General features: G+C 70.1%; 21 protein-coding genes. 6 read left to right on the top strand and 15 right to left on the bottom strand.

The window, feature by feature from the left end:
• Positions 1–38 precede the first annotated feature (38 nt).
• From IB269_RS13290 to IB269_RS13260, 7 genes are all read right to left on the bottom strand, one after another.
• The gene (locus IB269_RS13290; protein WP_012203017.1) at positions 39–389 is read right to left on the bottom strand and encodes a DUF4148 domain-containing protein; all 351 of its coding nucleotides are present in this window, start codon (positions 387–389) and stop codon (positions 39–41) included.
• 186 nt (positions 390–575) lie between these two features.
• Entirely contained in the window at positions 576–1,328 is a 753-nt protein-coding gene (locus IB269_RS13285) for a carbon-nitrogen hydrolase family protein (RefSeq protein ID WP_043820377.1), read from the bottom strand.
• Positions 1,325–2,848 carry a purine-cytosine permease family protein gene (locus IB269_RS13280; RefSeq protein ID WP_192367357.1) on the bottom strand — a complete coding sequence of 508 codons (1,524 nt, stop codon included), beginning with the start codon at positions 2,846–2,848 and terminating at the stop codon, positions 1,325–1,327. Before IB269_RS13280 ends, IB269_RS13285 begins: the two co-directional genes overlap by 4 nt.
• 219 nt (positions 2,849–3,067) lie before the next feature.
• Positions 3,068–6,241: an efflux RND transporter permease subunit gene (locus IB269_RS13275; RefSeq protein ID WP_192367356.1), complete on the bottom strand. Its 3,174-nt coding sequence runs from the start codon at positions 6,239–6,241 to the stop codon at positions 3,068–3,070.
• Between the two features lie 23 nt (positions 6,242–6,264).
• Complete coding sequence (locus tag IB269_RS13270; protein ID WP_100566222.1) at positions 6,265–7,641, bottom strand: efflux RND transporter periplasmic adaptor subunit; 1,377 nt, start codon at positions 7,639–7,641, stop codon at positions 6,265–6,267.
• 30 nt (positions 7,642–7,671) lie between these two features.
• Complete coding sequence (locus IB269_RS13265) at positions 7,672–9,006, bottom strand: TolC family protein (protein ID WP_192367355.1); 1,335 nt, start codon at positions 9,004–9,006, stop codon at positions 7,672–7,674.
• Positions 9,007–9,173: 167 nt separating this feature from the next.
• A complete protein-coding gene (locus IB269_RS13260) occupies positions 9,174–9,578 on the bottom strand; it encodes a hypothetical protein (protein ID WP_192367540.1) in 405 nt (134 codons plus the stop codon).
• A gap of 164 nt (positions 9,579–9,742) precedes the next feature.
• Here IB269_RS13260 and IB269_RS13255 point away from each other — a divergent pair, with 164 nt between their 5' ends.
• From IB269_RS13255 to IB269_RS13245, 3 genes are read left to right on the top strand one after another with little or no spacing between them, the layout of a single operon-like run.
• Complete coding sequence (locus IB269_RS13255) at positions 9,743–10,432, top strand: heavy metal response regulator transcription factor (RefSeq protein WP_169807217.1); 690 nt, start codon at positions 9,743–9,745, stop codon at positions 10,430–10,432.
• Positions 10,429–11,811 (top strand): heavy metal sensor histidine kinase, encoded by a 1,383-nt coding sequence (locus IB269_RS13250; protein ID WP_063327408.1) that lies wholly within the window; start codon positions 10,429–10,431, stop codon positions 11,809–11,811. Before IB269_RS13255 ends, IB269_RS13250 begins: the two co-directional genes overlap by 4 nt.
• Positions 11,812–11,846: 35 nt before the next feature.
• Positions 11,847–12,275: a hypothetical protein gene (locus IB269_RS13245; protein ID WP_013804407.1), complete on the top strand. Its 429-nt coding sequence runs from the start codon at positions 11,847–11,849 to the stop codon at positions 12,273–12,275.
• 7 nt (positions 12,276–12,282) lie between these two features.
• Here IB269_RS13245 and IB269_RS13240 read toward each other — a convergent pair whose 3' ends face one another.
• Genes IB269_RS13240 through IB269_RS13215 form a run of 6 tightly spaced genes read right to left on the bottom strand, consistent with a single transcriptional unit; the run spans position 12,283 to position 19,031 of the window.
• Positions 12,283–12,720, bottom strand: a complete 438-nt coding sequence (locus tag IB269_RS13240; protein ID WP_192367354.1) for a PaaI family thioesterase — start codon at positions 12,718–12,720, stop codon at positions 12,283–12,285.
• A complete protein-coding gene (locus tag IB269_RS13235) occupies positions 12,717–12,941 on the bottom strand; it encodes an acetyl-CoA carboxylase biotin carboxyl carrier protein subunit (RefSeq protein ID WP_192367353.1) in 225 nt (74 codons plus the stop codon). Before IB269_RS13235 ends, IB269_RS13240 begins: the two co-directional genes overlap by 4 nt.
• Positions 12,942–12,952: 11 nt before the next feature.
• Complete coding sequence (locus tag IB269_RS13230) at positions 12,953–14,314, bottom strand: acetyl/propionyl/methylcrotonyl-CoA carboxylase subunit alpha (RefSeq protein ID WP_192367352.1); 1,362 nt, start codon at positions 14,312–14,314, stop codon at positions 12,953–12,955.
• Complete coding sequence (locus IB269_RS13225) at positions 14,311–16,419, bottom strand: acetate--CoA ligase family protein (protein WP_192367351.1); 2,109 nt, start codon at positions 16,417–16,419, stop codon at positions 14,311–14,313. The genes IB269_RS13230 and IB269_RS13225 overlap by 4 nt, the downstream gene beginning before the upstream one ends.
• A gap of 10 nt (positions 16,420–16,429) precedes the next feature.
• Positions 16,430–17,455 (bottom strand): tripartite tricarboxylate transporter substrate binding protein, encoded by a 1,026-nt coding sequence (locus tag IB269_RS13220; RefSeq protein WP_192367350.1) that lies wholly within the window; start codon positions 17,453–17,455, stop codon positions 16,430–16,432.
• Positions 17,456–17,483: 28 nt separating this feature from the next.
• Positions 17,484–19,031: an acyl-CoA carboxylase subunit beta gene (locus IB269_RS13215; RefSeq protein WP_012203030.1), complete on the bottom strand. Its 1,548-nt coding sequence runs from the start codon at positions 19,029–19,031 to the stop codon at positions 17,484–17,486.
• Between the two features lie 222 nt (positions 19,032–19,253).
• Here IB269_RS13215 and IB269_RS13210 point away from each other — a divergent pair, with 222 nt between their 5' ends.
• Both IB269_RS13210 and IB269_RS13205 read left to right on the top strand, forming a co-directional pair.
• On the top strand, positions 19,254–20,936 hold the full coding sequence (locus tag IB269_RS13210) for a sigma-54 interaction domain-containing protein (protein WP_192367349.1): 1,683 nt from the start codon (positions 19,254–19,256) through the stop codon (positions 20,934–20,936).
• A gap of 113 nt (positions 20,937–21,049) precedes the next feature.
• Entirely contained in the window at positions 21,050–22,051 is a 1,002-nt protein-coding gene (locus IB269_RS13205) for an arsenic resistance protein (RefSeq protein ID WP_192367348.1), read from the top strand.
• Here IB269_RS13205 and IB269_RS13200 read toward each other — a convergent pair.
• The gene (locus IB269_RS13200; RefSeq protein ID WP_192367347.1) at positions 22,027–22,971 is read right to left on the bottom strand and encodes a siderophore ABC transporter substrate-binding protein; all 945 of its coding nucleotides are present in this window, start codon (positions 22,969–22,971) and stop codon (positions 22,027–22,029) included. The two genes, IB269_RS13205 and IB269_RS13200, sit on opposite strands and share 25 nt — an antisense overlap.
• Positions 22,972–23,092: 121 nt before the next feature.
• Entirely contained in the window at positions 23,093–25,120 is a 2,028-nt protein-coding gene (locus tag IB269_RS13195) for a ligand-gated channel protein (RefSeq protein ID WP_160851602.1), read from the bottom strand.
• Between IB269_RS13195 and IB269_RS13190 the strand changes: the two genes are divergently transcribed.
• Positions 25,119–25,286, top strand: a complete 168-nt coding sequence (locus IB269_RS13190) for a hypothetical protein (protein WP_192367346.1) — start codon at positions 25,119–25,121, stop codon at positions 25,284–25,286. The two genes, IB269_RS13195 and IB269_RS13190, sit on opposite strands and share 2 nt — an antisense overlap.
• Positions 25,287–25,316: the final 30 nt, after the last annotated feature.

The following is a 25,316-nucleotide window of genomic DNA, read 5'->3' as shown; positions in this document are numbered from 1 at the left end:
TGATCCGGCACCTGCGGGGCACGGGCCCCGCCTGCGCATCAGCCACCCATGGCGCGCTGGCGTGCATCGCGCTGGGCGGGCGTTTCGTTGATCAGTTCATTGATCACTTCCTGGCGTGTCTTGCCCGCGCCGGTCTGCGGTGCGGGAGCCGGATAGACGCTGGCATTGAAGCGCGAAGTGCCGCCCTGGCGCACGGCTGCCTCGGCGTCGGCAATCACCTGGGCGCGTGTCTTGCTGCTCTTGAAATGCTCGGGGTGGACGACGGCGCCCGCCTCGTTGTTGGCCGGGTGGATGTATCCGGCCGCCGATGCCATGCCGGGCAGCAGCAGCGCTGCCGATGCGGCCAGGCCGGCGATGAGGGTGGCGGGGGTGAAGCGGCGTTGCGACATGATGTGATTCCTTTCAGGCACGTTGGTAATTCGTTCTCCCCACGCCCCGCGATGCGGAACGCCGAGGAGAGGACTCCAATGTAGAAATCACGTGCCCACACCAGCCCCACAGGATGGTGACATTGCTGTCATACAACCGGCACAGATGACCGCGATGACCGAGACACTGCGGCGCCTCGGCGCTCGTCACCCCCGGTACTGCGCACGCGCGCGGCCGGGCGCCAGAGGGTCCAGGCGCACGTCCAGCAGGCCCTCGGCATCGCCCGCGATGCGCGCCAGCGTCTGGCCGAAGGGATCGGCGAACTGGCTTTCGCCGCAGAACGCGTAGCTGTCGCCGGGACCGGCGCGGTTGGCCATGGCGATGTAGCACTGGTTGTCCATGGCGCGCACGGGCACGGCGTGGCGATGGATGTGGCCGTAGGGGTGCATCATCCCGTCCATCAGCACGATCAGGTCCACGCCCTGCACGCCCAGGGCGCGGGCCGGTACCGGAAACTCGATGTCGAAGCAGATCAGCATTCCCACTCGCAGGCCGCGCCATGTGCAGACGGGCTGGCGATCCCCGGCTTCGAAGACCCCGTGGTCCGAGTCGTAGAGCATGGTCTTGCGGTAGTGCAGCAGCACCTGCCCATCGGCATCGATCAGCAGGCCGGCATTGAAGTGGCGGCCCTGGTCTGCTTCGGCCAGGCCGATGGCGACGGCCACGCCGGCTTGCCGCGCGGCTTCGCGCAGCGCAGTGGCCGAGGGGCCATCCAGCGGCTCTGCCAGCTGCGCCACGTTGTCCGGCCGGGGAAATCCGCTGATGCAGGTTTCGGGAAAGACCAGCAGGTCGGCCTGACCCGCGCTGGCCCTGATCGTCTTCAGCGTCATCGCCAGGTTGCCGGCAATGTCGCCGTCGCGCAGACGGGGCTGGATGATGCGGATGCGGTGCTCCGTCATGGTGTGCGCTCCTTGAGATGCAAAGGGTGGCTGTCCTGCCGAGACTGGCAACTGGCGGCCTCCTCGGCCTGCAGATCCAGGTTGCGGGCCAGCACCCAGTAAAGGCTGCCGGCTACGAGAATGCCCGGCAGCCAGGCGAAGTCCACGCCGCCCAGCCGCTGCGCAGCCCAGCCGATGAAGACCGCATGGCCGTCCGTGGCGTCGTGGATGTGGAAGAAGGGCACCATGGCCGCAAAGCCGCCCAGATAGGCGCAGATGCCGCGCCAGCCCCAGGCGCCGTAGATGCCTTGTGGCGTGAAGAAATCGGCGATGGCGTAGCGGCCCTTGCGCACCAGGAAGTCGTCCACGAGGTTGACCGCCGTCCACGGCACCAGGAAGTACAGCAGCAGCGCCAGGAAGGAATGCAGCAATGCCACGCCGCTGCCCTGGATGGACAGCACGCACGCGAGGATGGTGGCGCTGATGGCGGCGATGGCACCGATGCGTGCACCGAGTGTGCCGAGTGCTTCGCGTGCACCGCGTGCGCTGCGTGTGGGGCGCAGGCCGCCCAGCGAATCCGCCGCCGTGAGCACGGTCAGCGCCGCGCTGTAGGTGTTGAGGGCGATGATGGGCACGAAGGCCACGACGGCCAGGGCAGGCAGCAGCCGGTCCGCGACCGGGAACAGGCCGGTGCCGATCCGTCCCAGCGCCGCCAGCGCGTCGCCGGCCTGCAGCCGCTGCGCCATCCACGCGCCCAGCCCGATCATCCAGGCCCCGGACAGCGAGGCGCCCAGGAAGATGGCCGCGATCAGGCGCCGGGGCGCGGTATGGCGCGGCAGGTAGCGCGAATAGTCGGACACATAGGGCGCATAGGAGATGTTGTAGCTGGCCGCGATGGTGAACTGCGCGGCAAAGGCGCTCCATGCGAATCCTGGCAATGGCTCCGGCCGAACGTGCAAGGCGGGCTCGCCCACGCCTGCCAGCAACGCCAGCGTGGCCAGCGCATACAGCGGCAGCGCCAGCATCAGCGCGCAGCGGAAGGCCCTGTGCATCACATCGTGGCCGCAGACCGCCAGCAAGGCGCCCACCGCCACGGCCACGCAGGCCGTGGGCGCTGGCGGCAGGCCGAACACGGCCTGCATGCCCTGCATGATGAGCGAGACGTTGACGACGTTGAACCCCGTGAACACCAGCAGCGTGGCGCACAGCGGCAGGGTGACGCCGCGAAAGCCGAACTGCGCGCGCGACTGGATCATCTGCGGCAGCCCCAGCTGCGGCCCCTGCGCGCCGTGCAGCGCCATGAACAGCGTGCCGAACATGATGCCTAGCGTGCCGGCCAGGGCGCTCCAGGGCGCCGAGAGCCCCAGCGACGGGCCGACGAAGCCGATGGAAAGCGTGAAGAAGTGGAAGTTGCCCAGGAACCAGAACGGCCCCTGGTCGGCGAGCCGCGCATGGCGCTCGCTGTCGGGAATGCAGTCGATGGACCGGCTCTCCACGGCGATGCGGGCACGACCGTGTTGTCCGCTGGCGGGGCTGTTCATGGCCTTGTCTCCCTCCCGTTGTCCTTGCTGTTGTGGGACAAATTCTAGGCAGGAGCCTGCCGCCGCTCCATGCCTGATGCGCGACGTTCACATCGACTGGAAAAGATGTTTGGCCAGCCGGCCAGCCCCTGGTGCCGAGGCGGCCGGGCATGGAAAAAAGCCCCGCGCCGCCTGGCGGCCACAGGGCCTGCCAGGCGGCATGGGGGCGTGGGTGGCGTGCTAAGCGGCTGGTGCCGATGCCGTGGGCACTGTGCCTGCGGCGTCCGCCTCCGACGGGTCGTTGCGGTGCACCAGACGGTACAGCAGCGGCAGCACCAGCAAGGTCAGCAGCGTGGACGACAGTATGCCGCCGATCACCACCGTGGCCAGCGGACGCTGCACCTCGGCGCCCGTGCCCGTGGCAATGGCCATGGGCACGAAGCCCAGCGAGGCGACCAGGGCCGTCATCAGCACGGGGCGCAGCCGGGTGAGCGCGCCTTCGGTCACGGCGTCGGGCACGCTGGCGCCCTGTTCGCGCAAGGTTCTGATCCAGGAGATCATGACCAGGCCGTTGAGCACGGCCACGCCCGACAGAGCGATGAAGCCCACCGCCGCCGAGATGGACAGCGGTATGTCGCGCAGCCACAGCGCCAGGATGCCGCCCGTGAGCGCGAACGGAATGCCCGTGAAGACCACCAGCCCGTCGCGCACATTGCCGAACATGGCGAACAGCAGCACGAAGACCATGAGCAGGGCCACGGGCACGACGATCTGCAGGCGGCGCGTGGCCGACTCCAGGTTCTCGAAGGTGCCGCCCCAGCGCGTCCAGTAGCCGGGCGGCAGCGACAGGCCTTGCAGCTTTTGCTGTGCCTCGCCCACGAAGGAGCCCATGTCGCGCCCGCGCACATTGGCGCTGACCACGATGCGGCGCTTGCCGTCTTCGCGGCTGACCTGGTTGGGGCCGGGCGCGGTCTCGAACGTGGCCACGGCCGACAGCGGCACGAAGCCGATGCGCCCGTCCGCCCCGCGCGGCAGGGCGATGGGCAGGCGGCTCAAGGCCTGCAGGTCGTTGCGCACGGCGTCCGGCAGGCGCACCTGGATGTCGAAGCGCCGGTCGCCCTGGAATACCGTGCCCGCCTCGGTGCCGCCCATGGCGGTGCTGATGGCGTCCTGCACATCGCCCATGTTCAGGCCATAGCGCGAGGCCTTTTCGCGGTCGATCTGCACGGTGAGCATGGGCAGGCCCGTGGTCTGCTCGACCTTGACCTCGGAGGCGCCCGCAATCTGCTGCAGCATGCCGGCCACGGTCTGGGCGCTTTTCTCCAGCACGGCCATGTCGTCGCCGAAGATCTTCACGGCCACGTCGCTGCGCACGCCCGAGATCAGCTCGTTGAAGCGCAGCTGGATCGGCTGGGAGAACTCGTAGTTGTTGCCCGGGATGCGGTCCACCGACGCCTGCACGGCGGCCAGCAGCTCATCGCGCGGGCGCGCCGGGTCGGGCCACTCGCTGCGCGGCTTGAGCATGATGTAGCCGTCGGAGATGTTGGGCGGCATGGGGTCGGAGGCGATCTCGGCCGTGCCGGTGCGCGCGAACACGCGGTCGATCTCGGGGAACTCCTTCTTGAGTGCCTTCTCGATCTGCATCTGCATTTCCAGCGACTGCGTAAGGCTGGTGCCGGGGATGCGCAGCGCCTGGATGGCGAAGTCCCCCTCGTTGAGGTTGGGCGCGAACTCGCTGCCCAGGCGCGTGGCCAGCAGCAGGCTCAGCGCCACGGCCACGGCGGCGGCCGTGAGCACCACGGCGGGCGCGGCCATGACGCGCGCCAGCACGGGCGCATAGCCGCGGCGCGCCCAGCCCATGAGGCGGTTTTCCTTCTCGGCCACCTTGTCGCCCATGAACAGCGCAATCGCCGCCGGGATGAAGGTGATGGACAGCAGCATGGCGCCGGCCAGCGCGATGACCACCGTGAGCGCCATGGGATGGAACATCTTCCCCTCCACGCCCGTGAGCGCGAAGATGGGCAGGTAGACCACCATGATGATGAGCTGGCCGAACAGCAGCGGGCGGCGCGCTTCCTTCGCGGCGGCGAAGACTTCATGGAAGCGTTCGCTGCGCGTCAGCGACCGTCCGCGCGCCTCCTGCGCATGGGCCAGGCGGCGCACGCAGTTCTCCACGATGACCACGGCGCCGTCGATGATGATGCCGAAGTCCAGCGCCCCCAGGCTCATGAGGTTGGCGCTGACCTTGTAGTGCACCATGCCCGTGAAGGTGAACAGCATGGACAGCGGGATGATCAGCGCCGTGATCAGCGCCGCGCGCAGGTTGCCCAGGAACAGGAAGAGGATGACCACCACCAGGGCCGCGCCCTCCACCAGGTTCTTCTTGACCGTGGCGATGGCCTTGTCCACCAGGTTGGTGCGGTCGTAGACGGTGATGGCCTTGACGCCCGGGGGCAGGCCCCGGTTGATCTCGGTCATGCGCTGGTCCACGGCGCGCGAGACGGTGCGGCTGTTCTCGCCGATCAGCATGAACACCGTGCCCAGCACCACCTCGCGGCCGTTGTCGGTGGCCGCGCCCGTGCGCAGCTCCTGGCCCAGGCCGACCTCGGCCAGGTCGCGGATGCGGATGGGCTGGCCCTGGGCCGAGCCCACGATGACCTCGCGGATGTCGGCGATGCCGCCGACCTGGCCCGGCGCGCGGATCAGGTACTGCTCGCCCTGGCGCTCGATATAGCCCGCACCCACGTTGCTGTTGTTGCGCTGCAGGGCGGTGACGATGTCGGCCAGCGTGAAGCCGTAGGCCGCCAGCTTCTCGGGCGCGGGCGCCACCAGGTACTCCTTGGCGTAGCCGCCGATGGAGTTGATTTCGGTGACGCCGGGCACGTTGCGCAGCTGTGGCTTGATGACCCAGTCCTGGATCTCGCGCAGGTCCATGGGCGTGTAGGGCGTGCCGTCGGGCTTTTTCGCATCGTCCTCGGCCTCCACGGTCCACAGGTAGATCTCGCCCAGGCCCGTGGAAATGGGGCCCAGCGTGGGCGTGATGCCGGCAGGCAGGCTGTCGCGCGCCTGCTGTATGCGCTCGCCCACCAGTTGCCGTGCGAAGTAGATGTCCGTGCCGTCCTTGAACACCACGGTGACCTGGGACAGGCCGTAGCGCGACAGCGAGCGCGTCTGCTCCAGGTGGGGCAGGCCGGCCATCACCGTCTCTATGGGATAGGTGACGCGCTGCTCGGTCTCCAGCGGCGAGTAGCCGCTGGCCTGGGTGTTGATCTGCACCTGGACATTGGTGATGTCGGGCACGGCGTCGATGGGCAGGCGCTGGTAGTTGTAGATGCCCAGCCCTGCCATGGCCAGCACGGCCAGCAGGACCAGCCAGCGCTGCTCTATGGCAAATCGGATGATGCGTTCAAACATGGAGTTCTCCGTTCATGCCCGCATCAATGGGAGTGCTCGGCCGTGGCCTTGCCCAGCTCGGCCTTGAGCATGAAGCTGCCCTCGGCCACGTAGGATTGGCCGGGTTTCAGGCCTTCCAGCACCTCGGTGGTCTTGCCGTCGGCGCGGCCCACGCGCACCGGCTGGGCGCGAAAGCCCCCCTGCACGGGCACGAAGACCACGGTCTGCTGCTCCATCTTCTGCAGCGCCTGCGTGGCCACGGCCAGAGGCGCCTGCCGGGACGATGCCGTCAGCTCCACGTTCACGAACAGGCCCGGGCGCCACACGCCGTCGGGGTTGGGCAGGGTGATGCGCGCGGGGGCCGTGCGCGTGTCCTGGCCGATCAGTGCGCCCACATAGGCCACCTCGCCCGTGGCCGAGGAGTCGAAGGCCGTGGCGCGCACCGTGGCCTTCTCGCCCACGCGCACGGCGGGCAGGTCGGGCGCGGCCACGCGCATCTCTGCCCAGACGCTGCGCAAGTCGGAGATGGTGAAGACCTGGGTGGTGTCCTGCACGGCCTCGCCCACGGACAGGTGCTTTTCCACGATCACGCCGTCAAACGGCGCGCGCAGCTCGAAGCGGTTGAGCCCGCCCGCACCACCGCCGGCACCGGCGCCCGTGGCGGCCAGCTTCTGCTGGGCGTTGGAGACGGCGATCTCGGCCTCGCGCAGCGCCTGGCGCGCCTGCAGGTAGTCCTGCTCGGCCGAGACCTTTTCCTCCCACAGCTGCTTTTCACGTGCGTAGGTGGTGCGGGCCAGCTCCAGGCGCTTGCTGGCGGCCAGCAGTTCGCTGCGCTGCTCGGACACGGCGGCGCTGCTGAGCACGGCCAGCAGCTGGCCCTTCTTCACGTTCTGGCCCAGGTTGGCGGGAACGCTCTCGGCAATGCCGGCCACGCGCGGCACGACGTGGGCCGTGCGGTCTTCGTTGAAGCGGATCTCCCCGGGCAGCTGCAGCACGGAGCGCACGGTGGCCGGACCGGCCTCGGCCAGACGCACGCCGGCCGCCTGCATGCGCTGGGCGTCCATGGCGATCAGGCCTTCGTCGTCGCCATGGCCGGCTTCTGCAGCCGGTTTGGCGGCAGGTTGGGCGGCAGGCTTGGCCTCGGCTTTTTCCGCCTTGGAGTCTTCATGGTGTTCATCGTCGGCATGGCCTTCATCGTGCTTGTGGCCATCGGCTGCGGCTGCTGCGGCGCCGTGGTGCTCGCCATCGGCATGGCCTGCGGCCTCGCTGTGGCCGTGGCCATGGCTGTCGGCCTTGGCAGCGCCCGGCGTGCCGCTGCGCAGGATCAGCGTGGCGGCCAGCGCGCCCAGGGCCAGGATGACGGCAATGGCCACGAGGGTGCGGCGCGGTCCGAGGGGGGAGGAGGAGGGCTTGGTGTTCATGGTCTGGATGCAATCAGGTTGCTATCGGAATCAGAGGCCGGATTCGGTGCCCAGCAGGCGGTCGATGTCGGCGGCGGCGCGGTGGGTGGCCAGCAGCTGGTCCAGGTACTGGCTGCGCGCCTCGGACCAGGTGCGTTGTGCGTCCAGCACGTCGAGGTAGCCAAACTTGCCCAGCGCAAACCCGCGCGAGGCCAGCTCGTAGGCCGTGCGCGCCGTGGGCAGAACCTCCTCGGCCAGCTGGCGCGCCTGCTCGCGGCTGGCCTGCAGCAGCTCGCGCGCCTCGAACAGCTGGGCCTGCAGCTGGACGCGCGTGGCCAGCAACTGCTCCTCGGCCTGGTCGGCCAGGCGCAGGGCCTGCAGCTGGTTGCCCCGGTTGCTGTCGAGCACGGGCAGGGGCACGGAGACGCCGACCACGAGCTGGTTGCGCCCGACCTCGGTGGCGCGCTTGACGCCCAGGCTGACGGTGGGATCGGGCAGGCGCCGCGCATGCTCCAGGTCGGCCGTGGCGCGGCTTTGCTCCAGCGCCTGGCGCGCACGCAGCACGGCGGGCGCCTGTTCGATGCGCTGCTGCAGGGCTGCCAGCTCAGGCAGCTGGGGCAGGGCGTCCACCGCGCCCTCGGCCTGGCCGAAGGGGCGGACTCGCTCGCCCCACAGCGCCTGCAGCTGGCCGCGCGCCACGCGCAGGCCCGAGCGGGCCTGGGCCTGCTCCAGGCGGGCGCCGGATTCGGCCACGCGGGCCCGGGTTTCCTCCAGCGGCGCCACCTTGCCGGCGGCCACGCGGCGGGCTGCGGCCTCGCGCGCGCTGCTGGCGATCTCCAGCGTCTGCCCGGCCAGGACCACGCGCTGCTGCGCAGCCAGCACGCCGAAGAAGGCCGTGCCCACGTCGGCGCGCAGCGCAGCCTCGGCCCCCGCCAGCTCGGCCTGAGCCAGGTCGCGCCCGCGCTCAGCCACGCGCATGCGGGCCTCGCGCTTGCCGCCCACTTCCAGGGTCTGGTTCAGCTGCACGGTCAGCGTGCGGGTGCTGCGGCGCGTGTCCTCCTGCGACCAGGCCAGCTCGGGGTTGGGCCGGGCACGGCTTTGCAGCACGGCGCCATCGCTGGCCTCCAGCGCCCGGCGGGCCGCACGCAGGCCGGGGTTGCCGTCCAGCGCCAGGGCCAGGGCCTGCTGCAGGTCCAGCGGCGGGCCGGCCGGTGTGGACTCGGAAACAGGGGCTGCAGATGGCGCAGCCGCATCGGCAGGCTCGCCCGCCTGCACGGCGGCGCAAGCGGTCAGCACGGCCATCACCAGCAGGGCGCGCGGCCCGGGCCAGGCGCTCCATGGTGCGTGGGAAGCCGTCCTCGACGGAAAGGACGAAGGGAAAGACATACACGGACTCCTTGCCCGCGCGCAGGTCAGGCCTGATCGTTCATCAGCCGGTCAGGCCGCTGCGGCGGGCGCGCACGGCCCATGGCCGCTGAGCGCGAGGGGATTTCAGGGGAATGCCGGTCCGGGGCAGAAACAGGGCCATGCCCGGCCGGCGGCTGCAGGGGGCGTCAGCCCTGCCAGCGGGGCCGATCTGGGCGCAGCAGCACGGCCGAGGCATGGCGGCGCAGCGGCTCGGCGAATGGCATGGGGGGAGGCGCCACCGGCGCGGCCTTGGCGTAGTGGGTGGCGACGGCCACCCAGGCATGGCACATGGAGCAATCGACGCTGAGCGACGACGGCTGGCCCTGGTCCGACTTCTTTGCCGGTTGCCCCGGTTCGGCGCCAGCGCCCGGATCTGCGCTGGCATGGCGCTCGGCGCCCATGCCATGCAGGCTCACGCCGTGGACATGGTGGCCGAAGTGCCGGGTCTCATGCCCGTCGTGCCGGCACAGTGCAGCGGCCGCCATCCAGCTCCACTGGAACAGCAGCGCGATCACGAGGACGGCGAGGGCGGCGAGACGGGGCCGGGTCATGGAGGAGGGCATGGGGCAGGTGGGGATTGTCGTGCATGGCGTTTGCCCACAACCACGACTCCCCCAAGCCGGCGAGTCTAGGGCCGTGCGGCGACCTGTGGCTGTCGGGCACATGACAAATTTGTCATCTTGGCAAACCATGCCCTTCCCCGACAATGCTCGGCATGAAAGTCCTGGTCATCGAAGACGAAATCAAGCTGGCGGACTACCTCCGCAAGGGCCTGACCGAGGAGGGGTTCGTGGTCGATGTCGCGCACGACGGCATCGACGGCCTGCACCTGGCCACCGAGCTGGCCTACGACCTCATCGTGCTCGACGGCATGCTGCCCGGCATCGACGGCCTGGCCGTGCTGGCGGCGCTGCGCCAGTCGCGCCAGACACCGGTGCTGATGCTGACGGCGCGCGGCCAGGTGGAAGACCGCGTGCGCGGCCTGCAGGGCGGCGCCGACGACTACCTGGTCAAGCCCTTTGCCTTCTCCGAACTGGTGGCGCGCATGCATGTGCTGCTGCGCCGCAGTGTCGGCACGGCGCATCCGGCCGCCGAGGCCACCATGCTGCGCATGGCCGACCTGGAGCTGGACCTGATCCGCCGACGCGCCACGCGCGCCGGCCAGCGCCTGGACCTCACGGCCAAGGAATTCAACCTGCTGAGCCTGCTGCTGCGCCGCCAGGGCGAGGTGCTCTCGCGCACCGAGCTGGCCTCCCAGGTCTGGGACATGAATTTCGACAGCGAGACCAATGTGGTCGAGGTGGCCGTGCGCCGCCTGCGCCTGAAGCTGGACCAGCCCTTCGAGCAGCCGCTGCTGCACACGGTGCGCGGCATGGGCTATGTGCTGGAGTCGCGCGCACCGTGAACGCCAAGGCCCCCGCCGACATTCCCCACCTGGGCCGGCGCCTGTCGCGCTGGCTGGCGCTGCAGACCATGCTGGGCCTGGGCCTGGTGTGCGCGGCCGTCTACGGGGTGGCATCGATGACGCTGGAGCAGCACCAGCACGAGACGCTGGACCTCAAGCAGCAGGCAGTGCTGCACCTGATGACGGAAAGCCGCAGCGCCCACAACGAGGCCGGTCTGGCCCACATGCTGGACGACTTTCTCACGGGCCTGGACGAGATGTCGCTGCGCATCACCGACCTGCAGGGCCGCGTGATCTACGAGCGCCTGCGCATTCCCAAGACACCGGGCCGCACGCTGCAGCGCAGCTTCGAGGTGGTGCTGGCCGACAGTGGCCAGCATGCACAGGCCCAGCTCACCCTGGACCGCGCCGACGATGACCGGCAGCTGTCCCTGCTGGCCTGGACGCTGGCCCTGGCCGCCGTGGGCGGCGCGCTGCTGGTGTCGTTGACCGGCATCTGGCTGGTGCGCCTGGGCCTGGCGCCGCTGCGCGAACTGACCGAGCAGACGCGCAAGCTGTCGGCCCAGGACCTGCAGCGGCGCCTGGACGACAGCGGCCAGCCGCAGGAACTGCGCCCGCTGATCGCGCAATTCAACGCCTTGCTGGAACGGCTGGCCGTGGCCTACCGGCAGATGGAGGCCTTCAACGCCGACGTGGCCCATGAACTGAACACGCCGCTGACCACGCTGATCAGCAGCTGCGAGCTGGCCCTGCGCAAGCCGCGCAGCGAGGCCGAGCTGCGCGAGGTGCTGGCTTCCAACCTGGAGGACCTGCGGCGCATGGCCGGCATCGTGGCCGACATGCTGTTTCTCTCGCAGGCCGACCGGGGCCAGGGCGCGCGCCTGGCGCCCTGGGCCAGCCTGGCCGCGCTGGCCCATGAGGTCATCGACTTCCACGAGGCCGCGCTGCAGGAGGCCGACCTGCAGGTCGTCGTCCAGGGCGACGCGGCCGCCGAGGTCGATGCGCGGCTGCTGCGCCGGGCGCTGTCCAACCTGCTGGGCAATGCCACACGCTATGCACAGCGCGGCTCCACCATCACCGTGCAGATAGGCGCTCGGCCCTGTGCCCACCACGGTGGCGCCGGTGATGTGGCGCTGGCGGTGCTCAACCGGGGCCCGACCATAGCTCCCGCCGACCTGCCGCGCCTGTTCGACCGCTTCTACCGGGCCGACGCCGCGCGCAGCCAGGCCGACCGCAACCATGGCCTGGGCCTGGCCATCGTGGCTGCCATCGCGCGCATGCATGGCGGGCGCTGCTTTGCCGAGTCCGAAGGCGGCTTCACGCGCATCGGCCTGGAACTGCCCGACAGCCCGAGCCCGCCGCGCGATTCCCCGGCCTGAACACAGGCACCGGAGCGGCGGCACAATGGCGCCCCATGACGCAAGACGCCCCCTCCTCCTACGCAACGCTGCTGGCCGAAGGCAATGCCCTGGTGGCCCAGGCACAGCGGGCCGCCACCCAGGATTTCGCCCAGGCCCGGGCGCTGTGGCAGCAGGCCGGCAAGCAGTTCTACCTGGCCCACAAGGCCGACCCCGACCAGGCCGAGGGCGCGTTTCGCCTGGCCCAGGCCTGGATGGCCGAAGCCCATGCGCTGCAAAAGGAAGAATCGCCAGACGCCGTGGTGATGTGGCGCAACGCCGCCGCGCAATGCGAGCTGGCGTTCGACCTGGAACCCGAAAACGGCCGCCTGGCCATGACGGCGGCCAGCTGCCACATGTTCGGCGGCCAGCATGACGCGGCCAAGGCCTGGCAGCAGATCGGCCAGCACCTGCTGCCGCCGGCGCCCGAAGGCGACGGCGCCTGAAGCCAGGCTACAGCGCGATCAGCTTGAACACGGCCCGCGCCGTGCACACGGCCTGGCCCGCGCTGTCCAGCACATTGCCCTCGCAGAACACGGTGCGCGCGCCTGCGCGCAGCACGCGGGCCTCGATCAGCAGGTCGGTGGTGGCCGAGGCGAGGAAATGCGTGCTCATCTCGATGGTCACCACGCCCAGCCCCAGCGGGTTGGACGAGCGCGCGGCCGCGCTCAGCGTGAAGTCCAGCGCGCTCATCAGCGCGCCGCCATGGCCATGCCCCCGGCTGTTGGCCAGGTGCGGGCGCATGGGCAGCCGCGTGCGCGCCAGGCCGGGCGCCAGGCTCACGGGCTCCAGGCCGATATGGGACATGAAGGGCACGTCGATGCCGAAGTAGCCGCGCGCCAGCGCGGCGGCCTCCAGGTCCGGGGCGGTGGAAGTTCCAACGGCGTTCATCCGATCTCCGCAATCGCCTGGCCTTCGGCCACCGGCTCGCCCACGGCCACGAGCATGCGGCGCACGACGCCTGCCACCTCGCTTTCCACGGGAATCTCCATCTTCATGGACTCCACGATGATGAGGGTGTCGCCCAGGGCGACGGTGCCGCCTTCGGCGGCTTCCACAGCGGCCACGAGGCCGGCGATGGGGCTTGTGATCATGTTCGGGATGGTGGTCATGGGTAGGGCTTTCAAAGGTGGGCCAGCACGCGCTGGGCGATGCCGGTGTCGATGCGCAGGTCCAGGAAATCGGCGTGACCCAGGATGCGTTCGATGAAGGGGATGTTGGTCTTCACGCCCTCGATGCGGGTCTGCGCCAGCGCCTGGCGCAGCCGTGCGATGGCCTGGGCGCGGTCGCTGCCATGGGCCACGAGCTTGGCGACCATGGGGTCGTAGAAGGGCGTGACGCTGCAGCCCTGGGCATAGCCGGTCTCCACGCGCAGGCCTTCGCCCTGGGGCATCTCGAAGCGGTCCAGGCGCCCTGGCGAGGGCAGGAAGCGCACGGGGTCTTCGGCATAGATGCGTGCCTCGATGGCATGGCCGCGGGCCACGGGTTCGGCGGGCAGCACCTCCCGCATGCGCTCGCCGGCGGCCAGGCGGATCTGGGCCTCGACGATGTCGATGCCCGTGATCTCCTCGGTCACCGCATGCTCGACCTGCAGCCGCGTGTTCATCTCCAGGAAGACAAAGCCGTGCTGCGGCGTGTAGAGCATCTCCACGGTGCCGATCACGTCATAGCCCGTGCGCGCCAGCAGGCCGGCCAGCAGTTGCCGCATGTCGGCCAGAGCCTGCGCGGGAATGCCTGCGGGGCGGGCCTCTTCCACCACCTTCTGGTGGCGGCGCTGCACCGAGCAGTCGCGCTCGAACAGCACGCGCACCTCGCCATGGCGGTCGGCCAGCACCTGGAACTCGATGTGGCGCGGCGCCTCGATCAGCTTTTCCAGGTACAGCTCGGCCGTGCCGAAGTACTTGGCGGCAATGCCGCTGGCCTTGGACCAGGCGGCCTCCAGTTGAGGTGCATCGTGCGCGGGCAGCATGCCGATGCCGCCGCCCCCGCCTGCGGGCTTGACCAGCACGGGAAAGCCGATGCGCGCCGCCTCCGCCTGCACCTCCTGCAGGCTGTGCAGCACGGCCGAGCTGGCCGCCTGCGGCATGCCCTGGGCGGCCATGAAGGCCCGCGCCTGGGTCTTGTGGCCCAGCCTGCGTATCCAGTGCGGCGAGGGGCCGATGAAGCACAGGCCCTGGCGCTGCACGGCCTCGGCGAACTCCGCGTTCTCGGAGAGAAAGCCGTAGCCCGGGTGCACGGCATCGGCGCCGGTCTCGCGCGCCACCTGCAGCAGCCGCGCCTGGTCCAGATAGCTTTGCGCGGCGGGCGCAGGGCCTATGCACACGGCCTGGTCGGCCGCGCGCACATAGGGCAGGCCGGCATCGGCCTCGGAGTACACGGCCACGGATTCAAGGCCCATGCGCCGCAGCGTGCGGATCACGCGCGCGGCCACGGCGCCCCGGTTGGCGACCAGCACGCGGCGGATGGGGTGCGGGGCGCCGCTCATGCCGCCTCCGAGGTCGCAGCTGGCGCAGCGGCCACGGCCACCACCGCATCGACGATCACTGGCGCCTGTGCGCCGCGTGCCACGAGCACGGGATTGGCGTCGACCGACTGCACGCGCCCGCCCTGGGCCAGCATCCAGTCGCCCAGCCGCACCATCATGGCGGCCACGGCCTCCAGCTCCACGGCCGGCATGCCGCGCACGGCCGCAAAGGCCGGGGCGATGGACAGGCGCGCAAGGGCATCCTGCGCCTGCCGCGCACTGAAGGGGGCGACAAGGAACTGCACGTCCCTGAGCGCCTCCACCAGCACGCCGCCCTGGCCGACCATGACCACCACGCCGAACTCGGCATCCACATGGGCACCCAGCGCCAGCTCGAAGTCGGCCCTGTGCTGGGCGCCCAGCAGCAGGCCGCCATCGGCCGCGCCCAGGCGGGCCAGCGTGGCGGCGAAGTCGCCAAAGGCCTGCAGCGCCTGCTCCGCCTCGCGGATGTTGAGCCGCACCAGGCCATGCTCGGACTTGTGCGAGAGATCGGCGGACACGCCCTTGGCCACCAGGGGCCGGGGCAGGGACTCGATGGCGGCGCGCACCTCGTCCTCGCTCCTGCAGACCAGATGGCGCATCACCGGCAGGCCGGCGCGGGCCAGCTCGGACAGGCTGGAGGGCTCGTCCAGCGTGAGGGAGCGGGAGGCCGCCGCCGGCACCGATGCCTCGGCAGACGGCACCTGTGCCTGCCTGCCAACGGCCTGCTCGGCCAGCAGCGCCAGGCCGCGCATGGCGGCGCGTTCGCTCCAGAAGGTGGGCACGCCCTGGTCCTGGAAGGCCTGGGCCACCCAGTCCTGGTTGACGCTGACCGCAATGGGCACGCCGGTGTCGCGCGCAAAGCGGCTGGCCTGGCCCGCGAAGTCGGCGAAGTCATAGCCCTCGCCGCCGATCGGGAAGCCCACGTGAACGAGGTCCGCCGCACCGCTGCCCGACAAGGCCCGCAGCGTGTCGCCAAAGGTCTGCGGCCTGCCCAGCAGGGCCGTGGTCATGTCGATGGGGTTGCGCGCCGTGACATAGGACGGCAGGGCCTGGGACAGGCCGTCCAGCGTGGCGGCATCGAACGGCTCCAGGGCCAGGCCGTATTCCTCGGCCGCGTCGGCCGACAGCACGCAGGTGGCCCCCGAATTGCTGATGCTGACCACGCGGCGACCGCGCGGCGCGGGCTGGGACAGGAACAGCGGCGCGTAGTCGATCAGCTCGCGGAAGTCGGCCAGGCGCGGTATGCCGTGCTGGCGCAGGAAGGCATCGGCCAGCGCGTCCTCGGCCGCCAGCGCGCCCGTGTGCGAGCTGGCCGTGGCCTGGCCTGCGCGCGTGCGGCCGGCCTTCACGGCCAGGATGGTGACGCCGCGCGCATGCGCCAGGCGCGCGGCCTCGGCCAGCCAGGCGCTTTGCCGCAGCGTCTCGATGTAGAGCACGACCAAGCGGATGCCTTCGTCCTCGACCACGGCGCGCACGGCCTCGGCTGCGCAGACATCGGCCTCGTTGCCCGTGGACAGCATGTAGCGCACGCCGATGCCCGCGCGGCGCAGGCCGCCGTAGAGAATGGCCGCGCCCGCACCGCTCTGGCTGACGATGGCCACGGGGCCGTCGGCCGGCGCGTTCTCGTTGATCATGGTCGAGAAGTTGAGGATGGCGCCCGTGGCGAAGTTGGCCACGCCCTGGCAATTGGGGCCGAACAGGCGCAGCCCGCCGCCTGGCGCCCGGCGCGCCCGCGCCACCAGGTCGGCTTGCTGCCGGCGGCCCTCCTCGCCCAGTTCGGCAAAGCCGGACGAATAGATCACGGCCAGGCGCGCGCCCACGGCCACGCAGTCGTCGATGGCGGCGGCCACATCCTCGCCGGGCAGGCTGATGACCACGGCATCGGGCGCCTCGGGCAGCGCGCGCAGCGAGGGGTAGGCGGCCAGGCCCTGGACCTCGGCGCGCTTGGGATTGACGGGCAGGATGCGGCCCGCGAAACCATGGCGCCGCAGGTAATCGATGGGCCGGCCACCGGCCTTGATGGGATTGTCGGAGGCGCCAAGGATGGCGACGGAGAGGGGGGTCAGTGCTTGCAACAGTGACATGCGTACCTCATCAATCCAGGGAAAGTGCTTCGCGCTGGATCACTTGCCCCCAGTCGGCCACTTCCTTGGCGATGCGCTGGCCGAACGGCGCGGGCGGCATCATCACGGGCTCGCCCTGGCTGCTGAGCACGGCGCGGATGCGTGCGTCCTGCAGCACGCCCCTGGAGGCCTCGTAGAGCCGGTTGACGATGGCCGGCGGCGTGCCCGCGGGCGCCAGCAGGCCGGCCCAGAAGGTGACGTCGAAATCGGCATAGCCGGCCTCGGCCATGGTGGGCACCTCGGGCAGCTGCTGCATGCGCCGGGGCGCGGTGACGGCCAGCGCCACGAGCTTGCCGCTGGCGATGTGGGGCAGCGCGCTCCAGGTGTCGAACTGCGTGTCCAGCTCGCCGCTGAGCACGGCCATCTGGGCCTGCGATGCGCTCTTGTAGGGCACATGCGTGGTCTTCACGCCCGTGCGGTTGCTCCAGGCCGCATAGGCCAGGTGGGCGATGTTGCCGGGGCCGGCAGAGCCGTAGCTGAGCTTGTCGGGATGGCCCTTGGCGAAGGCGATCACATCCTTGGCCGAGCGGATCTGGTTCTTCTGCGCCCACTCGGGGTTGACGGTGAGGATGAAGGGCGCATCCAGCACCATGGTGATGGGCGCGAAGTCCTTGGCGCGGTAGGTGATCTTCTTGTAGATCTGGGGATTGATGGTGATGCTGCTGGAGTTGGTGACCAGCAGGGTGTAGCCGTCGGGCGCGGCGCGCGCCACCTCGCCCACGCCGATGGCGCCGTTGGCGCCGGGCTTGTTCTCCACCACCACGGGCTGGCCCAGCGACTTGCTCAGCGGCTCGGACAGCGCACGTGCAATGGTGTCGGTGAACGAGCCTGCAGGAAAGCCGACCACGATGCGCACGGGGCGCGTGGGCCATTTGTCCTCCTGGGGGGCCTGGGCCTGGGCCTGGGCCGCCGTCGCGGCGCACAGGGTCAGGCACGGCGCCAGGCACAGGGCCAGGGTGGTGCGGCGCGAGGGCGCGCGCGGTTGTCTGGTTGCCATTGCTTTGTCTCCTTGGGTTTTTATGCGTTCAGGGCCGCAGGCCGAACTGCGGCGCTCCGGCCTCGCGCAGCGGCGCGGCCAGTTCCACGAATTCGCTGAGCAGGGCGCGCGTGTCGCGCGGATCGATCACCTCGTCGATGCCGAAGGCCTCGGCCGTGCGGAAGGGCGAGGTCAGGCTGCGCACGCGCTGCTCGATCTCGGCGCGCTTTTGCACGGGGTCGTCGGCGCCTTCGATCTCGGCCTTGTAGGCCACCTCCAGCCCGCCCTCGATGGGCAGCGAGCCCCAGTTGGCCGAGGGCCAGGCATAGCGGAAGTTGAAGCGGCCCATGTGCTGGTGGCCGGCCGCCGCCACGCCGTAGGCGCGGCGGATGAGGATGCTGCACCAGGGCACGGTGGCCTGGTAGACGGCGGCCAGGGCACGCACGCCGTAGCGCATGACGCCGGCCTTCTCGGCCTCCACGCCGATCTGGAAGCCCGCGATGTCCACCAGGTTGACCACAGGCAGGTGGAAGGTCTGGGCCATGTCCACGAAGCGCGTGAACTTCTCGGCCGAGGGGCCGTCCCAGCCGCCGCCGTAGAAGTACGGGTCGCTGGCCACCACGGCCACGGGCCAGCCGTCGATGCGCGCCAGCCCGGTGACGATGGCCCGGCCCCAGTGGCGGCCCGTCTCCAGGAAGGAGCCCTCATCGACCAGGCATTCGACGATGGGCCGGATCTTGTAGACCTTGCGGCCATCACGCGGAATGGCCGACAGCAGCCATTCGTCGCGCCGCCGCGGGTCGTCCTGCGGCGCGGTGCGCGCAGGCAGCTCGTACACCGACGATGGCAGGTAGGACAGGAAGCGGCGCACGCGCTCGAAGGCCTCCTGCTCGGTGGCCACCTCGTCATCGACCACGCCGTTGCGCGTGTGCACCTGGCTGCCGCCCAGCTCGTTCTTGGTCACGTTCTGGCCGATGCGCGCCACCACGGGCGGGCCGGCATTGAACAGCTGGGCGGTCTCCTTGACCATCACCGAGTAATGGCTGGAGGCCACGCGCGCCGCGCCCATGCCGGCCACCGAGCCCAGGGCCAGCGAGACCACGGGCACGGTGGACAGGTTCTGCACCACCTGGCTCCAGACCTTCATGGTGGGCACGCTGGTGTAGCCCTTGGTCTCGATGTTGCGCACCGAGCCGCCGCCGCCCGTGCCGTCCACCAGGCGCACCATGGGCAGGCGCAGGTCGTGCGCCATCTTCTCGGCAAAGATCAGCTTGTCGCCCACGGCGCCGTCGTTGGCGCCGCCGCGCACCGTGAAATCGTCGCCCACCACGACCACGGGCCGCCCGCCCACGCGCGCCCGGCCCATGATGAGGTTGGAGGGCGTGAAGTCCGTCAGCCTGCCCAGGCCGTCGTACTGGCCCGAGCCGGTGAGCGAGCCCACCTCCACGAAGGACTGCGCGTCCGTGCAGGCATCGATGCGCTCGCGCACCGTGAGCTTGCCCGCGGCCTTGTGCCGCGCCACCTTGTCCTCTCCGCCCAGTTTGGCCGCCAGTGCGCGGCGGTATGCGATCTCGTCCACTTCGGGTTGCCAGCTCATGTCGTCGTGTCTCCTTGTGCCAGCACAGATGCACAAGGCGTGCCAGAACGCAGTGCGTTGAATTCAAAGGATTTTTTCCACAGTCGATCTTCACGTGTCCACATCAAGGACAGCCTCGAAGACACGGGTTGGGCACTGTCTTCAATGGAGACACCACGGGGACAGACCCGTGGCCTGCGCGCCGCTAGAGTGCGTTCACCCCAGCCACTGCCTGCCATGCCCATGCCCAGCTCCCCCGACCACCGATTCGGCGTTCTCGTGTGGCGACGCGACTCGCCCGAGCCCGTGGCGCGGCTGGGCCTGGCGCAGGAGCCGCTGCTGCATGCAGCCGTCACCGAGGCCCTGGCCCGCGCGCACGGCGACGGGCACAACCCCATCGGCCATGGCCAGCTGCTGCACGTGGAAACACCGGGCCCGCGCGGCACGGTGGCCCGCCATGTGGCCGTGGTGCTGGCCGATGCCGAGGGCGAGGTCGCCCTGCTGCGCCCGGCCGACGAGGCGGCGGCGCTGTTCGACATGGTGGCCAGCGTGCCCTTCGCCTTCGCCATCCTCAACATGTTCCTGACCAACCCGTACCAGGCGATCACGGTGGCCGACCATGAAGGGCTGATGCGCTACATCAGCCCCGTGCACGAGAAGTTCTTCGGCCTGGCGCCCGGCACGGCCACAGGCCGGCGCGCCGAGGACGTGATCCCCAACTCGCGCCTGCCCCACGTGGTGCGCAGCGGCCGGGCCGAGATCGGCGACCTGCAGCAGCTGGGGCCCGGCGTGAGCCGCATCGTCAACCGCATGCCGGTCTACGAGGGCGGCGCCGTGGTGGGCGCCGTGGGCCAGGTCAGCTTCAGCGGCGTGGAGGCACTCAACCGCATGCAGCAGCGCCTGAACCAGCTGCACGACGAGGTGCAGCACTACAAGCGCGAACTGAGTCAGTTGCGCGGCGGCACGCCCACGGCGCAGATGGTGGGCGCCAGCGCCCCCATGCAAAGGCTGGCACGCGAGATCGACGCCGTGGCGCGGCTGGACGTGCCCGTGCTCATCCTGGGCGAGAGCGGCAGCGGCAAGGAGCTGGTGGCCCAGGCCCTGCATGCGCGCGGGCGCGATGCCGACGCGCCCCTGGTCAGCCTCAACCTCGCGGCCCTGCCGGCCACGCTGATCGAGTCCGAGCTGTTCGGCTACGAGGCCGGCGCCTTCACGGGCGGGCGCAGGCAGGGCCAGCCCGGCAAGCTGGAGCAGGCCGAGGGCGGCACGCTCTTCCTCGACGAAGTGGCCGACATTCCCATGGAGATCCAGGTCAAGCTGCTGCGCGTGCTGGAGGACCGCCAGGTGCAGCGCCTGGGCGCGCACAGCGGCCGGCAGGTGAACTTCCGCATCGTGGCCGCCACGCACCGCGACCTGCGCGGCCTCATCGACAGCGGCCGCTTCCGGCTGGACCTGTTCTACCGCCTCAGCGGCGTGGTGCTGCATGTGCCCGCCCTGCGCCAGCGCCTGGAGGACATCCCGGCCCTGGTGCAGCGCTTTGCCCAGTCGTTCTGCGAGCGCAACGGCATTGCGCTGCCCCGCATCGCGCCCGGTGTCATGCCCTACCTGGCCCGCCAGGCCTGGCCCGGCAATGTGCGCCAGCTGCGACAGCGCGTGGAAGAGGCCCTGGTGTTCTGCGACGGCCACCTGCTGGGCGTGGACAACTTCGCGCGCCACGAGGACCCGCTGGCCGGCGCACGACCTTTGCCCGTTGCAGAGGCAGACATGCCCTCCACCGGCGCCGTGGCCCCGCTCAAGGACCAGGAGCGCAACGCCATCCTCGACGCCATCGCACGCTGCGGCGGCAACAAGAAGCTGGCCGCGCAGGAGCTGGGCATTTCGCGCTCCTATCTGTACAAGGTGCTGGGCGCGGCAAACCAGGGCTGATCCCTGCGGGCCCAGGGCCGGCAGGGGAATGAAGCAGCGGGCCGGCTGTGCCGTTGCCATACTAGGCGCCCCACATCCGCCCCGCCCCGTACCCGCCGCCACCGGCCTCCTGAATGCAAGACACCCGAGACGCGCTCGAACAGCGCCAGATCCCCATCTACTTCGCCGCCGTGGCCCTGGCCGCAGTTGCCGCCTGGGCGCTGCCCGGCACGGGCGTGCTGGAGCGTGCCATCAACCCCGCGCTGGCGCTGATGCTCTATGTGACCTTCTTGCAGGTGCCCGTGGCCGAGCTGCGGCGCGCCTTCGGCCAGGTGCGCTTCCTGGCGGCGCTGATGGTGGCCAACTTCATCGTGGTGCCGGTGCTGGTCTGGGCCCTGCTGCAGTTCCTGCCCGCCGACCCCCTGCTGCGCCTGGGCGCGCTGCTGGTGCTGCTGGCGCCCTGCATCGACTACGTGGTCACCTTCTCCCATCTGGGACGCGCCGATGCGCGCCTGCTGCTGGCAGCCACGCCGGCCCTGCTGATCGCGCAGATGCTGGCCCTGCCCGGCTATCTGGGCCTGTTCCTGGGCGACGACGCGGCGCGGCTGGTCCAGGCGGGGCCTTTCCTGCATGCGTTCGTGTGGCTGATCGCCGTGCCGCTGGCCCTGGCCGCTGCCACCCAGTTATGGGCGGCCCGCAGCCGGCGCGGCGCCCGCGCCTCGGCATGGCTGGGCCTGCTGCCCGTGCCGGCCACCGCGCTGGTGCTGTTCGTGGTGATCGCCTCCGTGCTGCCCCAATTGGGCCCGGCAACGCAGGCCGCCTGGAGCATGGTGCCCGTCTATGCGGCCTTTGCGGTGGCGGCGCCCGCACTGGGCTGGCTGGTGGCGCGTGTCTTCCGACTGCCTGCGCCCGCAGGCCGCGCCGTCGCGTTCAGCGCGGGCACGCGCAATTCGCTGGTCGTGCTGCCGCTGGCCCTGGCCGTGCCCGGCGCCATTCCCGTGCTGCCGGCCGTCATCGTCACGCAGACGCTGGTGGAGCTGCTGGCCGAGCTGGCCTATGTGCGCGTGATTGCGCTGTGGGGCCGGGACCGGGAGCCGGCCCTGGCCCGCGGTCAACGCGATGACGCCGCGCCATAGGCCTGGCGCAGCTGCGCCATGTTGTCCAGCAGCGCTGTCGGCCCGGCGCTGCCCATCAGGTACCAGCCCTTGGGATCGAGGAAGACGACCTGCCCCTTGCGGCCGGCCGCCGTGGCGTGGATCTGCGCGTTGTCGAACACCTTGCGCGAAGCCATGATCTCGCCGCCGCCTGCCGCCTGGCCCGTGGCCGTGTTGCGGTCGATGACGTAGATCCACTCGGGGTCCAGCCGCGCCACATCATCGAAGCCGTAGGCGGTGCCGCGGGCTGGCAGTTGCGCAGCCGATAGCGCCGAGCGCGCGCCGAACACATCGAACAGAAAGCCGAAGCGCGATCCCGGCGCCTGCGGCAGGAGCTTGTCGTTCACGGCCATCAGCAGCAGGCCCGGCGCGGCCTGCGAGGCCTGGGCACGCAGGCCCTGCAGCTCGGCGTGGATGCGCTGCACCAGCGCACGGCCCTGCGCCTGGCGGCCGAACAGCAGCGCCAGCGTGGCGATGTTGCGTTCGATATCGGCCAGCATGTGCTTGCCGCTGACGCTCAGGTCCAGCGTGGGCGCGATGCGTCCCAGCACCTCGGCCTTGCCGGCCGAGCGCCCGCCCACGATGATCAGGTCGGGCGCCAGCCGGCTCAGCGCCTCGTAGTCGGGCTCGAACAGCCCGCCCGCCGCAGGCCGCTGCGCGAAGCTGTCCAGATACCGGGGCAGCTGCGCCCGGGGCACGCCTGCGACCGCCGACGCGGGCACGCCCAGCGCATGCAGTGCATCCAGCGCCCCCAGGTCATAAACCACCGCGCGCCGGGGTGCGCCGGGCAGGCTGGCCGCTCCCCCGGCATGCCGCACGGACAGCGGGGCTGCCACCGCAGTCCCCAGGAACAAGGCCGGCAAGGCCAGCGCCGCCGCGCGGCGCGTGATATCGAAGGTCATGGCAAAGAATCCCAGGAAAAAATGAAAGGAGTTCCGGCCTCCGGAGGCGGGTGCCGCGCCGGGAAGCGGCGCGGCCTGATCCGCAGGCCACGGGCAGCGGCCGCCCTTGCGGCCGGGATGCCTAGAACTTCACGTTCATGCCGATCCAGTAGCGCCGGCCGTCCTGCACCGTGGCGTAGTCCTCGTAGTACACGTCCTTGTCGAACAGGTTGTAGATGCCTGCGTAGAAGGTCACGTCCTTGCTGTAGTTGTAGGAGCCGCCCATGTCGAACATGGCATAGCTGCCAGCCACCCAGGTGCGCGCCGAACGGCCGCCCGTGGGCTGGCTTTCCTTGCCCCGGTAGGACAACTTGGCCCAGCCCGCCCATTGCTGCGAAGGCTTCCAGTTCAGCGCCAGGTTGAGCATGTGGCGCGGCAGCTGGCTCAGCGGCTGCCCCGCGAACTCGCCGCTCTTTTGCTCGGACTTGGTGAAGGTGTAGCTGCTGCTCAGGTCCAGCGTGCGCGCCAGCGGGGCCTTGAACGTGGCTTCGATGCCGCGCGTGATGGCCTTGTCGATATTGACGTTGGTGGTGGGCGTGTTGCCCGAGGAATTGGCCGGTCCGCACTCGGGACAGGCGATGCGCGTGATCTTGTCGTTGAACTCGTTGTCGAACACCGTCAGGCCTGCCGACAGGCCGGCGCCGTTGTTGTAGAGCACGCCCAGTTCCTTGCTCAGCGAGGTTTCGGGCTTCAGGTCGGGGTTGCCGTAGATGTTGCCGCCGCGGCTGGACTGGCCCCAGTCGCCCAGGGTCTGGCGCAACGAGGGCGCGCGAAAGCCGGTGGACACGCCGCCCTTGACGGTCCATTGCGCGTCGAGGTTCCACACGCCATACAGGCGCGGGCTCCATTGCGATCCGCCCTTGCTGTCGTGGTCGTAGCGCAGGCCGCCGGTCAGGGCGAAGTTCTCGCGCAGGCGCCACTCGTCCTCGGCGAACCAGGCGTACTGCGTGCGATCGGCCGTGGTGCGCGCCGAGCCCGGCAGCGTATTGGTCGTCGTGTCGCGCAGGTCCTGCTGGTTGTAGTACACGCCCGTGGTCAGCAGGTGCTGGCGGCCCAGCGGCGCCACCCAGCTGCTGTTGAACACCGTGTTCCTGATGGTCATGTCGCGCGACAGGTTGCGCGTTTCCTCGCGCTGCAGATAGGTGTCGGAGGAAGCCCAGCCCCAGCGGCCCTTGTGCTGCAGCGAGTAGTTCTCGCGCTCGAACTTGCGGTCGCTGGGCGCATCGGTGGGCAGCAGGGTCATGCCAGGCGACGAAACGAAGTGCTGGCGCGAAGTGCCGATCTCGGCGATCAGGTCGTGGTCCTTGCTGGGGGTCAGCGCCAGGCGCAGGTTCAGCGAACGGTTGTCGCTCTTGTTGTAGCCCTGGTAGATGCGGTCCTGGTCGCGCTTGCTGTAGTTGCCGTACAGGCTCAGGCCCAGCAGGTCGGTCTTGATCGGGCCTGACAGGTAGAAGTTGGTCTGGTAGGCATCGCCCGAGGTGGAGCGCTCCTGCAGCGTGGCGTCGGCACGCACCGAGCCATGCCAGTTCTTCGCCACCTTGCGCGTGATGACGTTGATCACGCCGCCCATGGCGTCCGAGCCGTACAGCGATGACATGGGGCCGCGCACCACCTCGATGCGCTCGATGGCCTCCAGCGGCGGAATCCAGCTCTGGTCCGTGCCGGTGCTGCCGTTGGTCTGGGTCTCGCGCGTGCTCATGCGCTTGCCGTCCACCAGGATCAGGGTGTAGTTGGCGCCCATGCCGCGCAACGAGATGTCGTTGGAGTTGTTGTCCGAGGGCGTGAGGATCACGCCGGGCACATCGCGCAGGGCATCGTGCAGGTTGCGGTAGGCGCCCTGCTCCAGTTCCTGGCGCGTGATCACCGAGATCGAGGCCGGCGCCTGGCTGATCTCCTGCTCGAAGCCGCTGGCTGTCACGACCAGGGTTTCCAGCGTCGCCCCGCCTGCTGCCTGGGCCAGCGCGCTGCCCGAGGCCAGCAGGCCCAGGCAGGCGCCCAGCGCGGTGCGGCGCAGGGGAACGACGGTGGAGGGAAACGAAGCACGCAGGGAGGTGCAAAGGGCGGACAGGGCAAAGCCACGGCCCGCCGCGGGGGCTGTGCAGTTGTGCATGGGAAAGCTCGCAAGAAGAATCACGGACGGTCGAACGACCGGGGTGCGCATCCGCTCTGTTGTTTTTGATGAGTGCGAATCGTTCTTATTTTATTTTTCCGTCGACAACGGCCTGGCCGACGGCAGCGCAGCTGCTGTTTTTCTTTACAAGCGGGCCGATCTGTGAGCAATTCATTCAGGATGCTGAATGTTGCCT

The sequence above is a fragment of the Delftia sp. DLF01 genome (genome assembly GCF_014852125.1).
Lineage (GTDB): Bacteria > Pseudomonadota > Gammaproteobacteria > Burkholderiales > Burkholderiaceae_C > Comamonas > Comamonas acidovorans.
The sequence above is the reverse complement of the archived record's forward strand: the minus strand, read 5'-3'. Positions and strand labels throughout refer to the sequence as shown.

Coding starts and splice junctions, on each gene's coding strand:
- IB269_RS13270 (WP_100566222.1), bottom strand. CDS start 7,641: ATGAACACCAAGCCCTCCTCCTCCCCCCTCGGACCGCGCCGCACCCTC.
- IB269_RS13255 (WP_169807217.1), top strand. CDS start 9,743: ATGAAAGTCCTGGTCATCGAAGACGAAATCAAGCTGGCGGACTACCTC.
- IB269_RS13235 (WP_192367353.1), bottom strand. CDS start 12,941: ATGACCACCATCCCGAACATGATCACAAGCCCCATCGCCGGCCTCGTG.
- IB269_RS13225 (WP_192367351.1), bottom strand. CDS start 16,419: ATGTCACTGTTGCAAGCACTGACCCCCCTCTCCGTCGCCATCCTTGGC.
- IB269_RS13280 (WP_192367357.1), bottom strand. CDS start 2,848: ATGAACAGCCCCGCCAGCGGACAACACGGTCGTGCCCGCATCGCCGTG.
- IB269_RS13245 (WP_013804407.1), top strand. CDS start 11,847: ATGACGCAAGACGCCCCCTCCTCCTACGCAACGCTGCTGGCCGAAGGC.
- IB269_RS13265 (WP_192367355.1), bottom strand. CDS start 9,006: ATGTCTTTCCCTTCGTCCTTTCCGTCGAGGACGGCTTCCCACGCACCA.
- IB269_RS13260 (WP_192367540.1), bottom strand. CDS start 9,578: ATGACCCGGCCCCGTCTCGCCGCCCTCGCCGTCCTCGTGATCGCGCTG.
- IB269_RS13230 (WP_192367352.1), bottom strand. CDS start 14,314: ATGAGCGGCGCCCCGCACCCCATCCGCCGCGTGCTGGTCGCCAACCGG.
- IB269_RS13205 (WP_192367348.1), top strand. CDS start 21,050: ATGCAAGACACCCGAGACGCGCTCGAACAGCGCCAGATCCCCATCTAC.
- IB269_RS13240 (WP_192367354.1), bottom strand. CDS start 12,720: ATGAACGCCGTTGGAACTTCCACCGCCCCGGACCTGGAGGCCGCCGCG.
- IB269_RS13290 (WP_012203017.1), bottom strand. CDS start 389: ATGTCGCAACGCCGCTTCACCCCCGCCACCCTCATCGCCGGCCTGGCC.
- IB269_RS13285 (WP_043820377.1), bottom strand. CDS start 1,328: ATGACGGAGCACCGCATCCGCATCATCCAGCCCCGTCTGCGCGACGGC.
- IB269_RS13275 (WP_192367356.1), bottom strand. CDS start 6,241: ATGTTTGAACGCATCATCCGATTTGCCATAGAGCAGCGCTGGCTGGTC.
- IB269_RS13190 (WP_192367346.1), top strand. CDS start 25,119: ATGGGAAAGCTCGCAAGAAGAATCACGGACGGTCGAACGACCGGGGTG.
- IB269_RS13195 (WP_160851602.1), bottom strand. CDS start 25,120: ATGCACAACTGCACAGCCCCCGCGGCGGGCCGTGGCTTTGCCCTGTCC.
- IB269_RS13220 (WP_192367350.1), bottom strand. CDS start 17,455: ATGGCAACCAGACAACCGCGCGCGCCCTCGCGCCGCACCACCCTGGCC.
- IB269_RS13215 (WP_012203030.1), bottom strand. CDS start 19,031: ATGAGCTGGCAACCCGAAGTGGACGAGATCGCATACCGCCGCGCACTG.
- IB269_RS13210 (WP_192367349.1), top strand. CDS start 19,254: ATGCCCAGCTCCCCCGACCACCGATTCGGCGTTCTCGTGTGGCGACGC.
- IB269_RS13200 (WP_192367347.1), bottom strand. CDS start 22,971: ATGACCTTCGATATCACGCGCCGCGCGGCGGCGCTGGCCTTGCCGGCC.